Source organism: Paraburkholderia xenovorans LB400 (genome assembly GCF_000013645.1).
Classification (GTDB): domain Bacteria; phylum Pseudomonadota; class Gammaproteobacteria; order Burkholderiales; family Burkholderiaceae; genus Paraburkholderia; species Paraburkholderia xenovorans.
The window spans coordinates 2,661,367-2,681,491 of sequence record NC_007952.1 but is presented as its reverse complement, the minus strand read 5'-3'; the positions used below and the strand labels follow the sequence as shown (position 1 = coordinate 2,681,491).

Annotated in this window: 16 protein-coding genes and 2 pseudogenes; 11 read left to right on the top strand and 7 right to left on the bottom strand. The window is 64.2% G+C overall.

Going from position 1 to position 20,125, the window contains the following annotated elements:
• The first annotated feature begins 62 nt into the window (after window positions 1–62).
• The 6 genes from BXE_RS33790 to ggt all read left to right on the top strand — a co-directional run bounded on the left by BXE_RS33790 (window position 63) and on the right by ggt (window position 6,974).
• On the top strand, window positions 63–764 hold the full coding sequence (locus tag BXE_RS33790; protein WP_011492617.1) for a CDP-alcohol phosphatidyltransferase family protein: 702 nt from the start codon (window positions 63–65) through the stop codon (window positions 762–764).
• A complete protein-coding gene (locus tag BXE_RS33785; RefSeq protein WP_011492616.1) occupies window positions 761–1,573 on the top strand; it encodes a HalD/BesD family halogenase in 813 nt (270 codons plus the stop codon). Before BXE_RS33790 ends, BXE_RS33785 begins: the two co-directional genes overlap by 4 nt.
• Complete coding sequence (locus BXE_RS33780; protein WP_011492615.1) at window positions 1,570–2,589, top strand: lysylphosphatidylglycerol synthase domain-containing protein; 1,020 nt, start codon at window positions 1,570–1,572, stop codon at window positions 2,587–2,589. Before BXE_RS33785 ends, BXE_RS33780 begins: the two co-directional genes overlap by 4 nt.
• A 27-nt stretch (window positions 2,590–2,616) precedes the next feature.
• Window positions 2,617–3,381: an NTP transferase domain-containing protein gene (locus tag BXE_RS33775; RefSeq protein ID WP_011492614.1), complete on the top strand. Its 765-nt coding sequence runs from the start codon at window positions 2,617–2,619 to the stop codon at window positions 3,379–3,381.
• A gap of 235 nt (window positions 3,382–3,616) precedes the next feature.
• Window positions 3,617–5,020, top strand: a complete 1,404-nt coding sequence (locus BXE_RS33770; protein ID WP_011492613.1) for an MFS transporter — start codon at window positions 3,617–3,619, stop codon at window positions 5,018–5,020.
• Between the two features lie 220 nt (window positions 5,021–5,240).
• Window positions 5,241–6,974, top strand: coding sequence for a gamma-glutamyltransferase (gene ggt / locus BXE_RS33765; protein WP_011492612.1), 1,734 nt, complete (start codon window positions 5,241–5,243; stop codon window positions 6,972–6,974).
• A 138-nt stretch (window positions 6,975–7,112) separates the two neighbouring features.
• Here the strand turns inward: ggt and BXE_RS33760 are convergent, their stop codons facing one another.
• Window positions 7,113–8,156: a S1C family serine protease gene (locus BXE_RS33760; RefSeq protein WP_011492611.1), complete on the bottom strand. Its 1,044-nt coding sequence runs from the start codon at window positions 8,154–8,156 to the stop codon at window positions 7,113–7,115.
• A 339-nt stretch (window positions 8,157–8,495) separates the two neighbouring features.
• On the opposite strand from BXE_RS33760, the gene BXE_RS33750 reads away from it, so the two are divergent.
• Complete coding sequence (locus tag BXE_RS33750; protein ID WP_011492610.1) at window positions 8,496–8,894, top strand: VOC family protein; 399 nt, start codon at window positions 8,496–8,498, stop codon at window positions 8,892–8,894.
• Window positions 8,895–9,058: 164 nt separating this feature from the next.
• A complete protein-coding gene (gene ppk2 / locus BXE_RS33745) occupies window positions 9,059–9,985 on the top strand; it encodes a polyphosphate kinase 2 (protein WP_011492609.1) in 927 nt (308 codons plus the stop codon).
• A 96-nt stretch (window positions 9,986–10,081) separates the two neighbouring features.
• Here the strand turns inward: ppk2 and BXE_RS33740 are convergent.
• The 3 genes and pseudogenes from BXE_RS33740 to BXE_RS33725 form a co-directional block, all read right to left on the bottom strand.
• Window positions 10,082–10,555, bottom strand: a pseudogene (locus BXE_RS33740) (inorganic phosphate transporter); the annotation flags it as partial.
• A gap of 42 nt (window positions 10,556–10,597) precedes the next feature.
• Window positions 10,598–11,772, bottom strand: a protein-coding gene (locus BXE_RS33735) for an IS3-like element ISBxe1 family transposase (RefSeq protein ID WP_085953580.1) whose coding sequence is annotated in 2 segments (ribosomal slippage) — window positions 10,598–11,517 and window positions 11,517–11,772 — 1,176 coding nt in all. Because the reading frame shifts where the segments join, the coding sequence is not laid out codon by codon here.
• Between the two features lie 65 nt (window positions 11,773–11,837).
• Window positions 11,838–12,953 (bottom strand): annotated as a pseudogene (locus BXE_RS33725) (inorganic phosphate transporter); the annotation flags it as partial.
• Window positions 12,954–13,316: 363 nt separating this feature from the next.
• Here BXE_RS33725 and BXE_RS33720 point away from each other — a divergent pair.
• Together BXE_RS33720 and BXE_RS33715 are read left to right on the top strand one after the other, a co-directional pair.
• Window positions 13,317–14,192 carry a CHAD domain-containing protein gene (locus BXE_RS33720; RefSeq protein WP_011492608.1) on the top strand — a complete coding sequence of 292 codons (876 nt, stop codon included), beginning with the start codon at window positions 13,317–13,319 and terminating at the stop codon, window positions 14,190–14,192.
• Window positions 14,193–14,317: 125 nt separating this feature from the next.
• Window positions 14,318–15,892, top strand: coding sequence for a sensor domain-containing diguanylate cyclase (locus BXE_RS33715; protein ID WP_011492607.1), 1,575 nt, complete (start codon window positions 14,318–14,320; stop codon window positions 15,890–15,892).
• Window positions 15,893–15,926: 34 nt separating this feature from the next.
• Here the strand turns inward: BXE_RS33715 and BXE_RS33710 are convergent, their stop codons facing one another.
• Window positions 15,927–16,973 carry a VTT domain-containing protein gene (locus BXE_RS33710; protein WP_040124450.1) on the bottom strand — a complete coding sequence of 349 codons (1,047 nt, stop codon included), beginning with the start codon at window positions 16,971–16,973 and terminating at the stop codon, window positions 15,927–15,929.
• A gap of 287 nt (window positions 16,974–17,260) precedes the next feature.
• On the opposite strand from BXE_RS33710, the gene BXE_RS33705 reads away from it, so the two are divergent.
• Entirely contained in the window at window positions 17,261–18,166 is a 906-nt protein-coding gene (locus BXE_RS33705) for a DMT family transporter (RefSeq protein WP_011492605.1), read from the top strand.
• Between the two features lie 29 nt (window positions 18,167–18,195).
• On the opposite strand, the gene folE is transcribed toward BXE_RS33705, so the two are convergent.
• On the bottom strand, window positions 18,196–18,834 hold the full coding sequence (gene folE, locus BXE_RS33700; protein ID WP_011492604.1) for a GTP cyclohydrolase I FolE: 639 nt from the start codon (window positions 18,832–18,834) through the stop codon (window positions 18,196–18,198).
• 136 nt (window positions 18,835–18,970) lie between these two features.
• Window positions 18,971–19,900 (bottom strand): LysR family transcriptional regulator, encoded by a 930-nt coding sequence (locus BXE_RS33695; protein WP_011492603.1) that lies wholly within the window; start codon window positions 19,898–19,900, stop codon window positions 18,971–18,973.
• Window positions 19,901–20,125: the final 225 nt, after the last annotated feature.

The window sequence follows — 20,125 nt, the reverse complement described above, 5'->3', positions numbered from 1 at the left end:
AAGCGCAAAGAAACGCGCGGGAAGAAAGCAATCTTTTTCGATCCCGTATATATTTCCGGGTTATGAATTCGCGACCCCCAACTCCAATTAACGTTCCGCCGCCCAGAACATGGGACGCGCGGCTCGCTCGCCGGCTCGTGACTCCGCTCGTGAACACGTGGGTCACGCCGAACCATCTGACCACGCTGCGCCTGCTGATCGGGCTGGCAGGCGCGCTCTGCCTTGCTCACGGCGAATTTGCCTGGGCCAATGCCGGTGCCTTCCTGATCGTGCTGTCGAACTTCGTCGACCATACGGACGGCGAGCTTGCGCGCATCGGCGGAAAGTCGAGCCGGATCGGTCATTTTTACGACCTCGCCTGCGACGCGCTCGTGACCGTGATGCTGTTCGTCGGCATGGGCATCGGCGTGGGCGCCGCACACGTCGGCGGATTGAAAGTTGCGCCGGGCGTGCTCGGTGCCGTGGCCGGCGTGGCAGTCGCCCTGATCTTCTTCCTGCGCATGCGCATCGAGGAGATGGCCGGCAAGGCGGGCACGAAGCAGGCGTCCGTCGGCGGCTTCGAAACCGAAGACGTGCTGTATCTGCTGCCCATCGTCACGCTGACGAGCGTCGTCATGCCCTTTGTCGTGGTCGCGTCGATCGGGGCGCCGCTGTTCGCCGTCTGGGTGGTGATCGACTATTGGCGGGTCGCACGCCGCGCCGCCCGTCCCGCGCCCGTTGCCGCCAAGGCCTCCGAAACCAGCCAGATGTGGGCCAGCGAATGAGTACGCACGCCGAAGACGACGTGATCACGCCAGTTCCCGCAGCAGGTTCGCCGGCCGCACCGCCCGCGCCGAATGCCGACCGCGCGATCGCGAGCCGCACGCGCGGGTTCGACAACCCGCGTCTGCGCAAGGATTTCGCCGAACAGGACGCGTTTCTTTATCTGGAAGACTTTCTCGCGCCCGAAGTCACGGCGCAGCTCGTCCACAGCGCGCGTTCGCTGCTAGAGGAAGTGAACCGCAACTATCTGCCGGGCCATAAGCAGGGCGGCAGCGTCAGCCGCCATACGATCGACCGCCTCGCGCCGTTCATCGCCGAGCTGTACCGCTCGAAGGAGTTGATCGGCTGGCTCGAACAGCTGAGCGGCGACAAGCTGCAGCTCTCGCCCGCCGACGATCCGCACGCTTACGCGCTGTACTACTACACGCGGCCGGGCGACCACATCGGCTGGCACTACGATACTTCGTACTATGACGGACGCCGCTACACGCTGCTGCTCGGCGTGATCGACGAATCGTCGTGCCGGCTCGACTACGAATTGCACACGCGCAATCCCGATGTCGCGGATCAACCGGGCTCGGTGCAGATTCCGCCGGGCGGCCTCGTGTTCTTCGACGGCGACAAGCTGCGCCATCGCATCACCCCGGCCGGCGCGAACGAAATGCGCGTCTCGCTCACTTTCGAGTACGTGACGGATCCCAACATGCGGCCGTGGCGTCGCTTCATCTCGAACATGAAGGACGCGATCGCGTACTTCGGCTTTCGCCAGGTGTTCCGCCAGATGACCCGCCGCGCGAAGGACCACGCATGAACCGCGCGGCCCTGATACTGCTGTCGATCGGGACGGCGCTGTTTGTCGGCCTGCTTGCGTGGCAGGGTTTCGGCTCGGTGGCTTCGACACTGCTTACGGCAGGCTGGGGGCTCGCGCTCGTCGCGGCGTTCCACCTCGTGCCGCTCATGGTCGACGCCGGCGCGATCTCGGTGCTGTTCCGGCGCCGCCGTGACGGTGTGCATCACGACCTGTCGTTGCGCGACGCGCTGTTCTCGCGCTGGATCGGCGAATCCGTGAACAGCCTGTTGCCGGCCGGCCAGATCGGCGGGCCGGTGGTCATGGTGCGGCAATTGTCCCAGCGCGGCATGCGCCTGCGCGACGCCGCCGCCGCGATCACGGTCAGCACGACCGCGCAGGCGCTCGCGCAAATCGTCTTCGCACTGGGCGGCCTGCTGCTGTTCGGCGCTTACGCCGCGCACGGCGCGCTGCACGACCTGCGAACCGCCACGCTGATCGCCACCGGCGTGCTGGGCGCGATGATCGTTGGGTTTTACTATGCGCAGCGGCGCGGTCTGTTCGGCCGGTTGCTCGGCGTGGTCTCGAAGATGTTCGGCAAGCGCGACTGGTCTTCGTTGATGACGCGCGCCGAAGCCGTCGACGCCGCCGTGCAGGCCACGTACCGCGAACGCGGCCGCGTGGCGGCGAGCTTCGTGATGAGTCTCGTAGGCTGGATCATCGGCACGGTGGAGGTGTGGCTCGCGCTGCGCTTTCTCGGCCATCCCGTGGACTGGGTCGACGCACTGCTGCTCGAAAGTCTGGGGCAAGCCATTCGTGGCGCCGCGTTCATGATTCCGGGCTCGCTCGGCGTGCAGGAGGGCGGCTATCTGTTGCTCGCGCCATTGGTGGGTTTGCCGCCGGACGCCGCGTTGGCGTTGTCGCTCGCCAAGCGCGCGCGCGAAATCCTGCTAGGCTTGCCGGGTCTGCTGGTGTTGCACTTCAGCGAACGAAGCTGGCAACGGCGCCGTGCCTTGGGGCGCGTGCCGGCTGTCGATTAAACTCCGTATTTTTTCAAAGGACCGCGCATGCGTGCCATCATCCTCGCAGCGGGCCTCGGCCTGCGTCTCCAGCAACCGCCGCAAGCGCAGTTCCCGAAGTGTCTGCTGCAGTTCGACGGCATGAGCCTGCTCGAACGGCATCTGCAAATGCTCGAAAACGCCGGCGTGACCGACGTCGTGCTGGCGCTCGGCTTTCAGCCGGAATCGGTGCAGGCGGAACTGGAGCGCATCAACTGGCCGCACAAGGTGGAAACGGCGTTGAACACGCGTTACGACCTGGGCAGCGTGCTGACGGTGCACACGGTGGCCGAGGCGCTCACGCGCGGCGGCGACGTGCTGTTGATGGACGCCGACGTGCTCTACGACGAGCGCATTCTGAATGCGCTGGTGGCGGGCGAGACGGTCAACCGCCTGCTGATCGACCGTGATTTCGAAGCCGGCGACGAGCCAGTCAAGCTGTGTCTGAAAGATGATGTGCCGGTCGAACTGCGCAAGCAGCTCGCCGTCAATCTCGAGTACGACACCATTGGCGAATCGGTCGGCTTCTTCCGCTTCCGTCAGGAAACCGCGCAGCGCTTCGCGGAGATCGTGGCCGGCTACGTGGAGAGCGGCCGGGCCAACATGCCGCACGAAGAAGCGGTGCGCGACCTGCTGCTGGAGCGCAGCCAGGTGTTTCATACCGCCGACGTGACCGGCGCGCCCTGGATCGAAATCGATTTCCCGAACGACGTGGTTCGCGCGAGCACTGAGATCCTGCCGCAGTTGCAGCCGCTGGTCAGCGCATCGCGCTAAGTCTTGCCGCCGCATCTTCGCTGACGTAGACGTATAGAGCCTGGGCCGGCTGAATGCCGGCCCAGGCTTTTTCCGCTTGGCCCTCGCAGCTTCGCGTGCCCTGCGGCTTCGTTGCGCGTGCTCAATCAGCACGTACGCACACCTCTGAAATGACCTCGCGCAACAACATCTGTTGCCGATGCGATGCCATAATCGACGCTTTACGCCGACGGCCTTGCAACCCGTCGTCCTGCCAATGCCTCTTGCCTTAGGCACTTTCATTGTTCCGCTGATCGTCGCGTGCGCCATGTTCATGGAGAATGTGGACGGCACGGTCATCGTGACGTCGCTGCCGGTTCTGGCGCGCGATCTCGGCCAGGATCCCATCACACTCAAGCTCGCTGTAACGGCCTATGTCATTGGCCTCGGCGTCTTCATTCCTATCTGCGGCTGGGTGGCTGACCGTTTCGGTTCGCGTACGGTGTTCCGCACGGCCATCGGCGTTTTCATGGCCGGCTCGCTGATGTGCGCGGCCTCCACGTCTCTCGGCACCTTCGTGGTGGCGCGCTTCGTGCAAGGCATCGGTGGCGCGATGATGGTGCCGGTGGGCCGCATCATCATTTTCCGTTCAGTGCCGAAATCCGACTTTATCCGCGCGGTCAACTATCTGACCGTGCCGGCTTTGCTCGGGCCCGTGGTCGGGCCGCCGCTGGGCGGCTTCATCACCACGTATCTGCATTGGCGTCTGATCTTCTTCATCAATATCCCGATCGGCCTGCTGGGAATCTGGTTGGCGAACAGGCATATTGCCAACGTGCGCGAAGCGCATCCGGGCCGGCTCGACTGGACCGGCTTCGCGTTGTCTGCGAGCGGAGCGTCGCTATTCATGCTCGGGCTTTCGCTGGTGGGCGGCGAGTTGGTGTCGAACACGGTGTCGGTCGGCATGTGCGTGGCCGGCTTGGTGTTACTCGCGCTGTACGTGCTGTACGCGAACCGTGTCGACTTGCCCGTGCTCGATCTGCGCCTGCTGCGCATTCCGAGTTTTCACGCGAGCGTGGTGGGCGGCTCGCTGTTCCGTATCGGTCTCGGAGCCGTGCCGTTTCTGCTGCCGCTCGCGTTGCAGGAAGGCCTCGGCATGACCGCGTTCAAGTCGGGAGCGATCACCTGTGCGTCTGCGTTCGGCTCGATCTTCATGAAGGCGGCGGCATCGCGCATTCTCGAACGGTTCGGTTTCCGTACCGTGCTGATGTTCAACGCGGGCTGCGCGGGTCTCGCCATTGCCGTGTACGGTCTGTTCTTTCCCGGCACACCGCACTGGCTGATCTGGTGTGTGGTGCTGTTCGGCGGCGTCTTTCCGTCGCTTCAGTTCACGTCGTTGAATACGCTCGCGTACGCGGACATTCCGAGTCGCGACGTTGGCCGTGCGACGAGCGTGGCGAGCGTGATCCAGCAGATTTCGCTGGGCCTCGGCGTGACGATCGCGGGCATCGTGCTGCAGATTTCGCATAACGTGCAGGGTCATTCCGCTATCGTGTTCTCGGACTTCTGGCCGGCTTTTCTCGTGGTCGGCCTGTTCTCGTTCATGTCGATTCCCGTCACCGCGCGGCTGCCGCACGGCGCCGGCGACGAGATTGCGCGCGGCAGTCGCGGCCGCGCGTGAAGCGCGCATGCTGCGCTTCGCCGCGCGGCATGCGTCTTGCTGAACACGCCTGTCTCGGGCGTTTCGGGCGAGATTTTCCATGCCGCCGAACCGGCGGTTTTTGTGTGCCGCAACATGAAGCCTACGACAAGTAGCGGCTTCGCAAGCAAGCGGTTCACGTGCTATAAGCCCCAGACAGAGCCTGTAATCATCAGATGAACGTCGTCCTGGGGGATTGGCAATGAAGTTGTTTCGCAACGCCAGATCGTCGGTCAGCGGATTCGCGCTGGTCGCACTCGTCTCTGTTTCAAGCGCTTTTCTCGAGTCCACGCCCGCACTCGCGAAGCCGCCCGCGAAAACGCAGCCCGCGGTACTCACCGCTTCCGCGATCGCGGTGGCCGACAAATACAGCGCCGATGCCGCCGAGCAGATCTTCAAGGAAGGCGGCAACGCCGTCGACGCAGCCGTAGCGATTGCCTTCACGCTTGCCGTGACCTATCCGGAAGCGGGCAACATCGGCGGCGGCGGGTTCATGACGCTCTACGTGGACGGCAAACCGTATTTTCTCGACTACCGCGAGCGCGCTCCGCTGGCCGCCACCAGAAACATGTATCTCGACGACAAGGGCGAAGTCATCAAGGGCATGAGCCTGTACGGCTACCGCGCAGTGGGCGTGCCGGGCACCGTCGACGGCATGTGGCAGGCGCAGCGCCGCTTCGGCAAGCTCAAGTGGAAGCAGGTACTCGCGCCGGCCATCCACTACGCGCGCGACGGATTCGAGGTCAGCCAGCAACTGCAGGAACGCCGCGACGCCGCGGCGAAAGACTTCGCCGGCAAGACCAACTTCGATACCTACTTCGGCAATCTGAAGCAGGGCGTCGACTTCAAACAACCGGATCTTGCCGGTGTGCTGCAGCGCATTTCCGATCAAGGCGCCAAAGACTTCTATCAGGGCAAGACGGCCGATCTGATCGCCGCTTCCATGCGCGGTCACGGTCTCATCACCAAGGCCGATCTGCAGCAGTACAAAGCAGTCTGGCGTGAACCGGTCGAGGCCGACTGGAACGGCTATCGCGTCTACACGGCGCCGCCGCCGACCTCGGGTGGTATCGGTCTCGTGCAACTGCTGAAAATGAAGGCCGATCTTGCGCCCGACTTCAAGGACGTCCCGCTGAATTCCGCGCAATACGTGCATCTGATCGCGGAAATCGAAAAGCGCGTGTTCGCCGATCGCGCGCAGTATCTCGGCGACCCCGACTTCTACAAGGTGCCGGTTGCCCAGCTGACCGACGACGCATACATTGCCAAACGCGCCGCCGAAGTGAATCCGACCGCGCCTTCGGACACGAAGACCGTTCAGGCCGGCCTTGGCACGTCGATGCCGGAGAAAGCGGAGACCACGCACTTTTCGGTGATCGACAAGTGGGGTAACGCCGTGTCGAACACGTACACCATCAACGGCTATTTCGGTTCGGGCGTGGTGGCCGACCGTACGGGCATCGTGCTGAACGACGAGATGGACGACTTCTCCGCGAAGCCGGGCGTGGCGAATATGTTCGGCGTGGTGGGCAGCGATGCGAACTCGATCGAACCGAAGAAGCGGCCGCTCTCCTCGATGAGCCCGACCATTCTGACGAAGGACGGCAAGGTATCGCTCGTGATCGGCACGCCGGGCGGCTCGCGCATCTTCACGTCGATCTTCCAGGTGATCAACAACATCTACGACTACAACATGCCGCTGCCGCAGGCCGTTGCGGCGATGCGCTTCCATCATCAACTGTTGCCGCCGGACACGATTTTCTGGGAACCGTACAAGCCGATCGACGGCGAACTCGCCAAACAGATCGAAGCCAAGGGTTACACGCTGAAGGGGCAGGATTTCAGCGGCGATATCCAGGCGATCAAGGTCAACGGCGATACGCCGGAAGCCGCAGCCGATCCGCGTGGCCGCGGTGTGACGCGTGTGATCCAGTAAGCGCGTTTGTCGGGAGTCGGGCGGCGCTTCTCGTGTCGCCCCGGAGAAGCGCCGCTGTCGACAGAAAACAGGAAGCCTCGCGTTCAACCGGACGCGAGGCTTTTTTCTGCTCCCGAAGCACGCCCCATTGCCGTTACATCAGCTGGCTTGCTCGACCGGCGTCAGCGTCAATTCGAGCCGCTGCGCGCCGCGCAGTACCGTCACATTGACCGGCTTGTCGATACGCGACGCGTCCAGCGTGCGTTGCAGACCGTCCACGTCCTGCACGGCCTGCGTATCGATCGCGATGATCGTATCGTCGGTGCGCAAGCCGCCGAGCGCCGCTGGGCTGCCTTTGACGATCTCCATGACGCGCACGCCGCTTTGCGAGCTCAAGCCGAAATAGCGCTGCACACGGCGCGACAGTGGCGTAGTGGTGCCTGCCACGCCGATATAGGCGCGCCGCACGCGGCCATGCGCGAAGAGCTGCATGATGACCCACTTGGCCGTGTCGATGGCCGTGGCAAAGCAGATGGCCTGCGCGCCGGGAATGATCGCGGTGTTCACGCCGATCACCTGGCCCGCCGAATTGATCAGCGGACCGCCCGAATTGCCGGGATTGAGCGCCGCGTCGGTCTGGATCACGTCGTAGATCATGCGGCCGGAATTCGAACGCAGCGAGCGGCCGAGCGCCGAGACCACGCCCGTCGTCACGGTTTGCGCGAGGCCGAGCGGATTGCCGACCGCAATCGCGATCTGCCCGACGCGCAGCTTCGAGGACTCGCCGAGTTCGACGTGCGGCAACGGCTCCGGAGAGCCGATCCGCAAGACGGCCAGATCGCTGCCGGGATCGTCGCCGACCAGATCGGCGTCGAATTTCGCGCCGTCGGCGAGCGTCACCTCGATATGGGTGGCGCCGTGCACGACGTGGCTATTGGTCAGCAGGTAGCCGTCGGGCGTGAACAGAAAGCCCGAGCCGGTGCCGCCGCGCGTGCCGCGTGCGTGGCCGGACGGGGCGCCGGGCAGCCGGCGTTCGACGGAAATGAAGGCGACGGCCTGCTGAACCCGTTCCAGCGCGCCGATCACGGTGCGGGAATAGGCGTCGAGCAGGGCGTCGTCGGCTAAGGGATTGAGTATTTCGGGCCCGGGGGCGTCGGATGCGGCGCGCGACAGGTCATCGATGAAGCGTGGGCGGCTTCCCATGGCGATGCTCCGGATAAACGGAACCGCAGATGCGGGGCACCGCCAAAGTTTTCAAGTGCCGTGGGCCGGGCGGGTTGGCGCGGCGCGGGCTGTGAGACACTTTCTGAAGCCAGCGCCAGCGCCAGCGCCAGCGCCAGCGCCAGCGCCAGCGCCAGCGCCAACGCCAACGCCAACGCCAACGCCAACGCCAACGCCAACGCCAACGCCGACGCCAACGCCAACGCCAGCGCCAACGCCAACGCCAACGCCACCTAGCCCGGCGCGCGGCGGCGCCTTCCAAAGCGCGGCATACGCCGTGCTGGACACGTAGACGCCCGTCATGCCAAGGAGACAGCCGCCATGAACTCACCCGCCACGTCAGCCTCCGCGAACGGGCCCACCGAACCGCGCATCGAGTCGATCAGCGCCATCACGCTTGCCACCCACGATATGCCGCGCGCCGTGCTGTTCTATGAAGCGCTTGGCTTCCCGATAAAGTTCGGCGGCCCGCAGGAGGCGTTCACATCGTTTGCCTTTGGCGATTCGTATCTGAACCTGATCGTGGATGCGCGCGCGCCGGTTGCCTGGTGGGGCCGCGTGATCCTCTATGTATCCGATGTCGATGCGCTTTACCGCAAGGCGCTGGCGGCGGGCCTGAAGCCGTCGTTCGAGCCGTCCGACGCGCCGTGGGGCGAGCGCTACTTCCACATCACGGATCCGGACGGCCACGAAATCAGCTTCGCGAAACCGTTGCGCTAGTGCCGGGCGGCCGCCGGGTGGTTCCATAAACTCGCTATCATGGACGTCGAAAGGCGCGGGCCGTGCCGGTAACACGGCTGACACCTGCCGCTTCGATAATCGAGCGGGTCCGCGTCGCGCTTTTCGCCGCGCGCCTAACCATTTCCGTTGCCAGGAGAGCCGCAATGAAAGAGCAGGATCCGAGACCTGAAGCCGAACTGATGGCAGAGCGGCAGCGCCGTTTCGAAGAGGACCTGATCGACGCCTATGACGAAGAACTCGAAATGGAGGTCGACGACCGCATCATCGACGGCGCGGAGGGTTTTACGCCTGAGCATCGCGAGGCTCGCAAGATGTACTTCCGCGAGCTGTTCCGGCTCCAGGGCGAACTCGTCAAGCTGCAGGACTGGATCGTGCAGACCGGCCACCGCCTCGTGGTCATTTTCGAGGGGCGCGATGCGGCCGGCAAGGGCGGCGCGATCAAACGCATCACGCAACGGCTCAATCCGCGGGTATGCCGCGTGGCGGCGCTGCCCGCGCCGAACAATCGCGAACGCACGCAATGGTATTTCCAGCGTTACGTGTCGCATCTGCCGGCTGGCGGCGAAATGGTGCTGTTCGATCGCAGCTGGTACAACCGCGCGGGCGTGGAGCGCGTGATGAATTTTTGCAGCGACGAAGAGTACGAAGAGTTCTTCCGCTCGGTGCCTGAATTCGAAAAAATGCTGGCGCGCAGCGGCGTGCAGATTCTCAAGTACTGGTTTTCGATTACCGACGAAGAGCAGGAAATCCGCTTTCAGAACCGTATTCACGACCCGCTGAAGCAGTGGAAGCTGAGCCCGATGGATCTTGAAAGCCGGCGCCGCTGGGAAGCCTATACGCAGGCCAAGGAAGTGATGCTGCAGCGCTCGCACATTCCCGAAGCGCCGTGGTGGGTGGTGCAGGCGGTCGACAAGAAACGCGCGCGCCTGAACTGCATTCACCACTTGCTGAGCCAGGTGCCGTATCACGAGATCGAGCACCCGCAGATCGAATTGCCCGCGCGCGTCTATCACGACGAATACAGCCGCCAGCCGGTGCCGTCGTCGATGATCGTGCCTGAGGTGTATTGAGCGGCCGCCTTACTATGGCCCGGTGAAAAAAAAGCGCGGCCACGAGCCGCGCTTTTTCGTGCCGCGGCCAGTGCTGGAACCGGCCGCCGCGCAGACTTAGAACACCGCCCGGAACACCCAGTACAAGCCGGCCGCCAGCGCGATGGAAGCCGGCAACGTCAGCACCCACGCGAGGACCAGGCTGCGCACGGTGCCCCATTGCAGGCCGGAGCCGTTGGCCGCCATCGCGCCCGCCACGCCCGACGACAGCACGTGCGTCGTGGAAACCGGCAGGCCGTACATGTCGGCGGCGCCGATCGTCAGCATCGCCACCACTTCAGCCGATGCACCCTGTCCGTATGTCAGATGCTGCTTGCCGATCTTTTCGCCGACCGTCACGACAATGCGCTTCCATCCCACCATCGTGCCGAGACCGAGCGCAATGGCCACCGCGACCTTGACCCACGTGGGAATGAACTTGGTGGCGTGATCCGTTTGCGCCTTGAAGTTGGCGATCGCCTTGCCGTCGTCCGCCGAGAAAGCCGGCTGTTTGGCTTTCTCCATCAGACGGATCGCTTCGGAAGCCACGTACTGACGTTGCCCGCGAATTTCGGATCCCTTAGCTGAGTGAGATTATGCCACCCGTTGGTTCTGGGCAGCGTACCAGTCCCGCTCGAACTGCATCGGACTGACGTAGCCCAACGTCGAGTGCAAGCGCGAATGATTGTAGAAGCTCAACCAGTCGATTACCTCGTCCATCGCTTCCCGACGCGTTGCAAAGCGCTGGCCAAGGATGCGTGCTCGCTTGAGCGATCCCCACAAGCTCTCGGTCGGCGCGTTGTCCCAACAATTTCCTCGACGGCTCATCGAGCTGCGCATGCCGTAGCCCTTAAGCAGGTCCTGGAAGTCACGACTGCAATACTGGCTACCGCGGTCGCTATGGACGATCAGGCCCGCTTCCGGCCGGCGGCGAAACCACGCCATACGCAGCGCGTCAGACACCAGCTCCGTGCGCATGTGCGGCTGCATCGACCAGCCCACCACCTGACGGCTGAACAGGTCGAGGATGACGGTCAGAAACAGCCAACCCTCGTCCGTCCAGATGTACGTGATGTCCGTAGTCCAGACCTGATCTGGACGCGCGGGAGAGAAGTCTCGTTGCAGCAGGTCCGGCGCGACCGGCAGGCTGTGGTTGCTGTCGGTCGTGACCTTGAACCGGCGTTTGGTCTTCGCCCTGATGCCGTGCAGCTTCATGAGCTGTTGGACACGATCCTTGCTGACGCGAATGCCCTGGGCCAGCAACTTCTTCCACACGCGCGGCCAGCCGTACTCGCCTTTGGATTCAGCGTGCACGGCCTTGATGTGCACCAGCAGAGCGTCGTTGCTGATGCGTCGGCGCGCTCGGTCAGTATCGACATCCCGCGCCTTGCGCGCGTGGTAACCGCTGGGGCTGACACCCAGCACCTGGCAGGTCAGGGACACCGGCCATTGTCGGCTGTGAAGCTCGATCCAGGCGTACTTCATGCCGACACCTTTGCAAAGTACGCCGTGGCTTTTTCCAATATGTCGCGCTCCATTTTCACGCGTGCCAACTCCGCGCGCAGCCGGGCAATCTCCATCTGTTCAGGAGAAACCTGTTTGCCTGCGCCGTTCAGCTTCCCAGCGGCATCGGCCTTAACCCAGTTGTGCAGCGTCTTCGGGCTGATACCCAGTATCTTCGCCACCGCCGCCATGCTCTGGCCGCCGCGGACCATGCGCACGGCTTCCAGCATGAATTCCCGCGTATATCGGGCTCTCGGATTACCCATCTTTCCTTCCTCCTTGCGTGAGTTTTACACACTCAGCAAGGGATCCATTTTTTGCGGGCAAGCTCATACATGTTGTTGCGCACGTTGTCGACGAGGCCCTGCGGCACGGCAGCCATCGATCCGGACGCGCCCACCTGGCCGGCAATGATCTCGGTCAGTTGCTGCAGGGCCGGCAACGTGGCGGGCGTGAGCTGGTGAGTACGGACATAGGTCTCGACATCGGCGCGCGGATTGGCGGACGGTGCGGCGCCCTGGGTGTATTTGGCGAGCGTCGCCGAGGTCTGATGCGCGACCGCGAGGAAGGTTTGCGTTTCCGCCGGCGTCACTGCCTTGTTCAGCGCGTAGGCCGTGGGCACCGTGCCGATCAGGATCAGCATGATGAGGCCCATGCCTTTCTGGCCGTCGTTCGAGCCGTGCGCGAACGAAACGCCCGTGCAGGTCAGGATCAGCAGGCTGCGGATCCAGAAGGGCGGCGGCTCCTTGCCCTTCGGTTCGGCATACAGCGCGGGAATGCGCACCACGGCTTTCAGGATCAGCAGCAGCAAACCTGCCGCGAGAAAGCCCACCAGCGGCGAAAACAGCAACGACTTGCCGACGCCGAGCGCCTGATTCCAGTCCACACCGCTCGTGCCGTTGCTGCCGTGTATCAATTGATTCATCAGGCCGACGCCGATAATCGAGCCGATCAGCGTGTGCGAGCTCGACGACGGCAGTCCGAAATACCAGGTGCCGAGATTCCAGATGATCGCGGCGATCAGCAACGCGAAGACCATCGCGAAACCGGCGCTGCTCCCCACCTGCAAGATCAGCTCGACGGGCAGCAACTGCAGAATGCCGAAGGCAACGGCGCCGCTCGACGTGAGCACGCCGAGAAAATTCCATCCGCCCGACCACACCACGGCCAGGTTCGGCGCAAGCGAATGCGTGTAGATGACGGTCGCGACCGCGTTCGCCGTATCGTGAAAGCCATTGACGAATTCGAAACCCAGCGCGATCAGCAGCGCAACACCGAGCAGCAGATAAGGCAGAGCCGAGCTTTCGCGGACCGGCTGTAAATCATCCAGTAAGTGCACGGCGCAATAAACGGCGCCGACCAGAATCACCGCGAGAAAGATGATGAGGCCGATATTGCGCCCCTTTCCGCTAGCAGTGCCTGATTGTGGATACGAAAGTTCCGGCATGGCGTGAGCCCCAAAGTTTGTCGCGGAGCTTCCGATCCTGCGGGGACTGTGTGTCGTAATGATGACAGGGGCGTGGCGCCGAGGTGCACGGCCGTTGGCCGTGCACCGCTTCGGAACACGGTTTGCAAAATTGTCCGATCCGGATGCTCAGATGTCCGAAAAGAACGCCGAAAAGAGCGCAGATGAGAACGCCGAAAAAAACGCCGAAACGTCGACGGTCACGTGGCCGAGATCACTTGCAGGTCATCGTCGCAGGTGTCAAAGATAGTCGCTGCACGGCGTGCCGGCCATGAATTGCGGAGTGCATACCCGTTAGGTCCTTTTTTTGCTAGGCTGTCAGGACGGTGTATCCAGGGATCTTCAATGAAACGCGCGAGCCGCAAAGCCGATAAACGACCCGTCAGCAGTGATCCAGCCGCTGCCGCGCCTTCTGCGCAAGCGGCCTTCGCATCCTATGCGGCGCCGCTCGTCGGCGAGGCGATCGAATACGCGAATGCGGTGCGCGAAGACGCCTCGCCGGAAGCGCTGCACAAACTGCGCGTCTCGCTGCGGCGTTTGCGTTCCCTGTGGTGGGCGTTCGAGCCGTTGCTGGAAAAAGGCGAAAATACGCGGCAACGTGCCCTCTATAAGTATCTGGCCGCGGCCGCCGGCAAAACGCGCGACTGGGACATCCTGATCGAATTGCTGACGAAAGAAGGCAACGGCGCGCGCGACATGGTGCCGAAGCTCCAAGACGCTCGCGTCGGCGCGCTGGCAACGAGCCGCGAAACGCTCTCGAACGCCGACGTCAAACATCTGCTGCGCGAAGCGTTGTCCAGTGCGTCCAAAGAACTGAATACGGCCCATGAGCGCATGCCGCTGCGCAAGTTCGCCACTCGGCGTGTGGCGGCTTCGGAGCGTTCATTGAAGAAGCGGATGAAACGCGCGCGTGGTGCGAAGCGATCCAACTACGCGGCCTTTCACAACGTCAGGAAGGCGGGAAAGAAACTGCGCTATCTGCTTGAGTTTTTCGAACCCGTCCTGAGCGGCGGGCGCAAACGTACCCTCAAACGTTTGAAACAGATCCAGAAACGATTCGGTACGCTGAACGACGTGGTCGCGAGCGAGATGTTGCTGCGGGACAATATTGCCCTGCTCGCCGGTGCCGGCGTCGGCGATACCGACGCGGCGCTTCAATGGCTCAGGAAAGAGCGCAAACGGCGGATGCGCGCGGCGGCGGGACTGCTGCGCAAACTATGATGCAGCGCGCATCTCGTGCGTATGCGCGAACCAAACGGCACAGGTGGCATCCGAATAACAACGTTGGCTGCGCATCCGCATAAGCGGGAGGCATGCGGATCAACTGCGAAGGAGGCGAGGCGCACGTGGTACATCAAAGGCTTTCGCTGCGCCGGCGCTTGCACAAGAAATTACGCGCCTATGGCGCCGGCGTGTCGCGATACGTGGGCAACCAGCCGTTTTTTGTCGGCGTGGCCGGCACGCTGGTCGCCGTGTCGATGGCGGGCTTGACGCTGCTCACGCTCAGCAGTGGCCGGGCCGATGCGCTCGATCACGCGCGCGAGACCTCGCGAAACCTCGTCGCGATCATTTCCACGGAGCTCGAACGCAACGTGGAAATCTGCGACCTGTCATTGCAGGCAATGGCCGACGGGGCGCGCAACCCGGCTTCGTGGAAGTTGCCCGCGGACGTGCGGCGCGCGGTGCTGTTCGACGGCGCGACAACCGCGGCTTACCTGGGCGGCGCCTATGTGATCGATCGCGAGGGCCGGGTCGTCGCCTCGCAGAAGAGCGACGTCAATACCGCGGTCAGCCTCGCGGACCGCGACTATTTTCTGGTCCATCAACGCAGCCCCGCCGTGGGCCTGTATTTCTCTCATCCGTTCCATTCGCGGCTGCGCGACGGCAAACTCTCCATCGGTCTCACGCGGCGCATCGACGAAATCGACGGTAGCTTCGACGGTGTCGCGTTGCTGGCTATTCGCATCGAATATTTTCAGCATCTGCTGGATCGGATCAGCACGGGCCGATTGGGGTCGGTGTTCATCGTGATGGACGACGGCACCCTGCTGGCGCGCAAACCGTTATCCCCGCGCGATATCGGTTCGAGCATCGCGAAATCGCCCACCTTCCAGATCATGGCCGCGCATAACGCGGGCACGTATGTGGCGAATTCGGCCGTGGACGGTGTGCGGCGCATGTTCACCTACGCACGCGTGCCGGGCACGCCGCTGATCGCCGTGGTCGCGCCTTCCGTGGACGAAGTGCTGGCGCCGTGGTGGCACCGCAACTGGATTACCGCTGTGCTGACGCTCACGTTCGGCGCGGTATTCGTGATGGTCTCCTGGCTGTTGTCGTTGGCGTTGCGTGACAAACTGCGCGCGCAGGCCGCGCTGGTGCGTCTTGCGGCGACCGACCCGCTCACCGGCCTCGGCAACCGCCGCGTGCTCGATACCCGGCTCGACGAAGAATGGCGGCGAGCGCGGCGCAGCGGGCAACCGCTGTCTGCGCTGTTCATCGACATCGATCACTTCAAGCAGTTCAACGACGCTTATGGCCATGCGAGCGGCGACGAAGCCCTGGTCGCGGTGGCCGAATGCATCTCGGCGGCGGTGCGCCGTTGGGTCGACGTGGTGGCGCGGTACGGCGGCGAGGAGTTCGCCGTGATCTTGCCGGACACCTCGGCCGAGGGCGCGCTCAAGGTGGCGGAGAAGATTCGCCGCAAGGTGCAGGGGCAGGATGTCATCCACGGCGATGGCGAGTCGGCTACGGTCACGGTGAGCGTGGGTTGCGCGACCTGTGTGCCGGCCGAGGGCGCCAATGCGCTCGATCTGCTGGCCGCGGCAGACCGGCAGCTTTACGTCGCGAAGGCGGCCGGACGCAATCGCGTCAGTTCGGACATGCTGACGGAGCGTCCCATGCCGCAGGACTCGCCGTCTTAGGTGGCGGCTCCGGCCAGAGCGCGCACGGTGCGGTTCAGGTGCTTTGACCGCTGCGCGGCGCGAAGCCGCGCAACGTGATCGCGCCGCGCGCGTCGCCGCGCGGTTGCGGGGCACGTTTGCCGGTGCTCAGTTCGTCGGCCGGTGCAAGCGGTTCGACCGGAAAGCCGCGCCGCTGCCAGGCGTCGAGGCCACCCCTCAGCGCGCGAATTCTCGTATAGCCGTTGTGCCGCATGCGTTGCGTGATGTCGACCGCGGTCGCGCTGTCCGGGCAAATGCAATAGATCACCATGTCGTGCGCCCGCAGGGCGCCGTCGATCTGCTCCGGCGAGTGCGGGTCGAGCGCGAGCGCGCCCGGAATGCGGCGCGGCGCTTCGAGCGAAGGCGTTTGCGGACGGGCGTCGAGTACCTTGGGCGGCGCGATGCGGCGCCATCCGCCGCCACCGGCCTCGGCGGCTGCAACGGCGGCGGCATCCGCGAAACGGCGGCGCTCGCGGCGCCGTTGCTGCAAACGGAAGGCGAGATAAACCAGAGCGGCGGCGAGCAGAACGTCGATCACCGTGCCGCCGCGGGCTTTGACGAAATCGAGCAGCATATGCAACTGCCGTTCCGCCGCGGCGCCGCCAAGCAGCCAGAAGCTGCCCCATGCGAGAGCGCTGGCCAGATCCCAGGCCGCGTAGATGCGGGCATCCACGGCGGTCGTGCCCATTAGCGGCGGGGTGATGAGCGCGAGTCCGGGGACGAACTTCGAGATCGACACGAGCGGCACGCCGAAGCGCTCGAATAGCGCGCGCGCCTTGTTCACCTTGGGATCGATGGCCGGCGAGAGCCGGCTCAGCGCGGCGATCAGCTTGCGGCCGTACAGGCGGCCGGCCGTAAACCAGGCGCCGTCGCCGATCAGCGCGCCGAGCACGGCGGCGCCGAGGATCGGCCAGAAAGACAGCGTGCCGGCAGCGATCGCGGAGCCCGCGAAAAGCAGCACCGGAACCGCGGGGATCGGCACGCCGAGCCGCGTCAACAGGACGTTGAGGAACACGACCGCGCCGCCCCAGGTCGATACCGCCGAAGACGGAAATTCTACCAATTGAGGGACTCCTGTTTTTTTGCGGTTGAGCCGGCTTGCCTCGGGTTTCTTCGTGCGGATGCAAAGTGTGTACCCGAGGGCCCCGTTTCGGTGTTTCTGGTCGAGCGCCATTCCGCTCCCGCTCGCTCAGGATACTCGATGGATCTGGCGCCGGGCCAGCGTCGGCGGCGGCGCCGTGAGCGCGCTGAGTCGAGTCGGCGACACGCTTTTCCGCTGCAATTTCGTTCAAGACCGTCAGTCGGCATGCCGCTAATCTTCGTGCTCGTTCCAACGGACAGGACAGCACCATGAATTCGCGTCATGCCGGATATCTGTTTTGCGCGCTGGCGATGGTCGGGGTCGGCAGCACGGTGGTGGTCAGTAAATCCATCGCGGCAGGACTGCCGCCGTTCAGCGCCACCGCGCTGCGTTTCGCGATTGCCTTTCCCCTGTTCGTACTGGCGATGCGCTGGCGCGGCATGCGCTGGCCGCGCCTCGAGCGGCGCGATACCTTGCTCGTGATCGCCCAGGCCGGTGCGGGCAGCGTCGGCTATACGGTGTTGCTGATCAGCGGCATGAAACTCGCCTCGGCTGCCGATGCCGGCGTGATTGCCGGCACCTTGCCCGCCGTCTCGGCCGCGGTCGCCATGCTCGCGCTCGGCGAGCGCCCCGCGCCCGCGCTGCTCGGCGCGATCGTGCTCGCCACGGCGGGCGTGCTGATCTGCACCGTGCATCCCGGTGAGTTCGTCGCGCCGCATGCGGCGAGTTCGCTGGCGGGCAACGCGCTCGTGTTTCTCGCGATTGTCTGCGAGGCGCTGTTCATCCTGCTCAATCGCAAGCTGCGCACGGCGGTTGCGCCGCTGCCGCTGTCGGCGTTGATGTGCGGCATTGGCTTCGCGGTCGCGCTCGTGCCCGCCTGCTTCGAAAAGCCGTGGGCCTTGCCGGTCAGTGCGAGCGCGCTCGGCGGCGTGCTGTATTACGCGCTGGTGCCGACCGTGGCGGGCTTCGTGCTCTGGTACGCGGGCGCCGCGCGGATCAGCGGCGCGGAGGCGGGGTTGATGACCGCGCTCGTGCCGGTGAGCGCGGTGGCGTTGGCCGCGGTGGTATTGCGCGAACCCGTCAGCGCGGCGCAACTGGCCGGTGTCGCGTGCGTGCTGGGCGCGGTGTTGCTGGCCACCTTCGGACAGATGCGCACGAGGCGCGGCGCGGCATGAGGTGCCGATGTCTAGAGGCCGGGCCGTGCCTACGTATTGGAGACCGCCACTACGCCCGGATTACCGACGATCGACAGAAACTCGCGACGCGTGGACGGATCCGTGCGGAACGTGCCGAGCATGCGCGAGGTGACCATCGTCACGCCTGCCTTGTGCACGCCGCGTGTCGACATGCATTGATGCGCGGCTTCGAGAATCACGCCGACGCCCGCCGGTTGCAGCACTTCGTTCAAGGTGTCGGCGATCTGCACCGTCATCTTTTCCTGGATCTGCAGGCGCTTGGCGAATGCATCCACGAGACGCGCCAGCTTGGAGATGCCCACCACGCGATGCTCCGGCAGATACGCCACGTGCGCGCGCCCGATGATCGGCACCATGTGATGTTCGCAATAGCTTTCGAAGCGGATGTCTTTCAGCACGATCATCTCGTCGTAGCCGTCCACTTCGGAGAAGGTGCGGGCAAGGATCTCGCGCGGGTCGACCTGGTAGCCGGCATAAAACTCCTCGTACGAGCGCACCACGCGCGCCGGCGTGTCGATCAGGCCTTCACGCGCCGGATCGTCGCCGGCCCAGCGCAGCAGCACGCGAACAGCTGCTTCGGCTTCCTCGCGGCTCGGACGCTCCGCCGTGGTTATGAGTCTGGTTTTTTTTGCCTTGCTGCTGGTCATCCGTCGCTCCTCCGGGATCGCGCGTCGATCCTGTCTGGAGCGCGCGGGTTCAATGAGTGCGGCCATTGTTCCATGTTTTATGCCAAGTCGGGTCGATGTCCCCTTTGGCTGTCGGGCCGCGCTGGTCGGGCAACGCTCATTTCGGCCACTCGTCCATCGCGTCGTTGAACAGTTCGGCGACCACGCCGCGCAGCCAGCTCGTGCGCGGATCGTTATGAAACTTGCGATGCCAGTGCTGCCGCAGATCGAAGTGCGGCAACGGCAGCGGCGGCTCGACCAGCGTGATCGACGCGTGCTCCGATACATACGCGAAGCCGATCGCGTGCGGCACCGTCGCAAGCAGATCGGTGCGCGCGAGGATGAACGGCAGGCTCATGAAGTGAGGCGTTTCGAGCACCGCGCGCCGCTTGATGCGTTTCTTCTCCAGGTAGTGTTCGAGGACTTCCTGGCTGCGTCCTTCGGCGCGCACCACGGCATGCCCCGACGCCACATATTGCGCCAGCGTGAGCGGCGCCTTCGACAGCGGATGGCCCGTGCGCATCAGGCAGATGAATCGATGGGTGAAGAGCCGCTGCTGGAAGAAGTTATTGCCCGACAGATCGGGGAAGTAGCCGACGGCGAGGTCGACGTCGCCCGATTCGAGCCCGCGTTCCACCTGCGAGGGCGAAAGCGTCACCGAGCGCAGATTCGCGAACGGCGCGCGTTCGGCGAAAAGTTGCAGAAGCCGCGGCAGAAACACGATTTCGCCGACATCGGAAAGCGCAATCGAGAACGTGCGCGTGCTGGCGGCCGGGTTGAATTCCTGCACGTCGAGCATGCCTTTCTCGATGCGCAGCAGCGCGTCGCGCGCGGCGGGCAGGATGGCGAGCGCACGCGGCGTGGGCTCCATGCCCTTCGACGTGCGCACGAAAAGCGGATCCTCGAAATACTCGCGCAATTTTCCCAGCGCGGTGCTCACGCGCGGCTGGCTCACGCCGAGTTGCTCGGCCGCGCGGCTGACATTGCGCGTGTCTTCCATCGCGACCAGGTAAGGGATCAGGTTCAGATCCAGGTTTGTTTCAGACATGCGTGCATGACCTGTGAGGCGAACGCGGAGTATGCGGTACGTGGATAGAGGTTAGCCGAATAATCGACCTCAAGCATAGTGCGACGAGTTCTCCGCCATCCCGCGACCTTGCGGCGAACCTGCACGGCGCGCGGCAAAACCTATGCTTAAGGGGAATCCCCTGCCTTGACAAGCGGCCCGGAGGACAACCATAATCGCCAGAACGTTCGCTAAACGAATCCATGT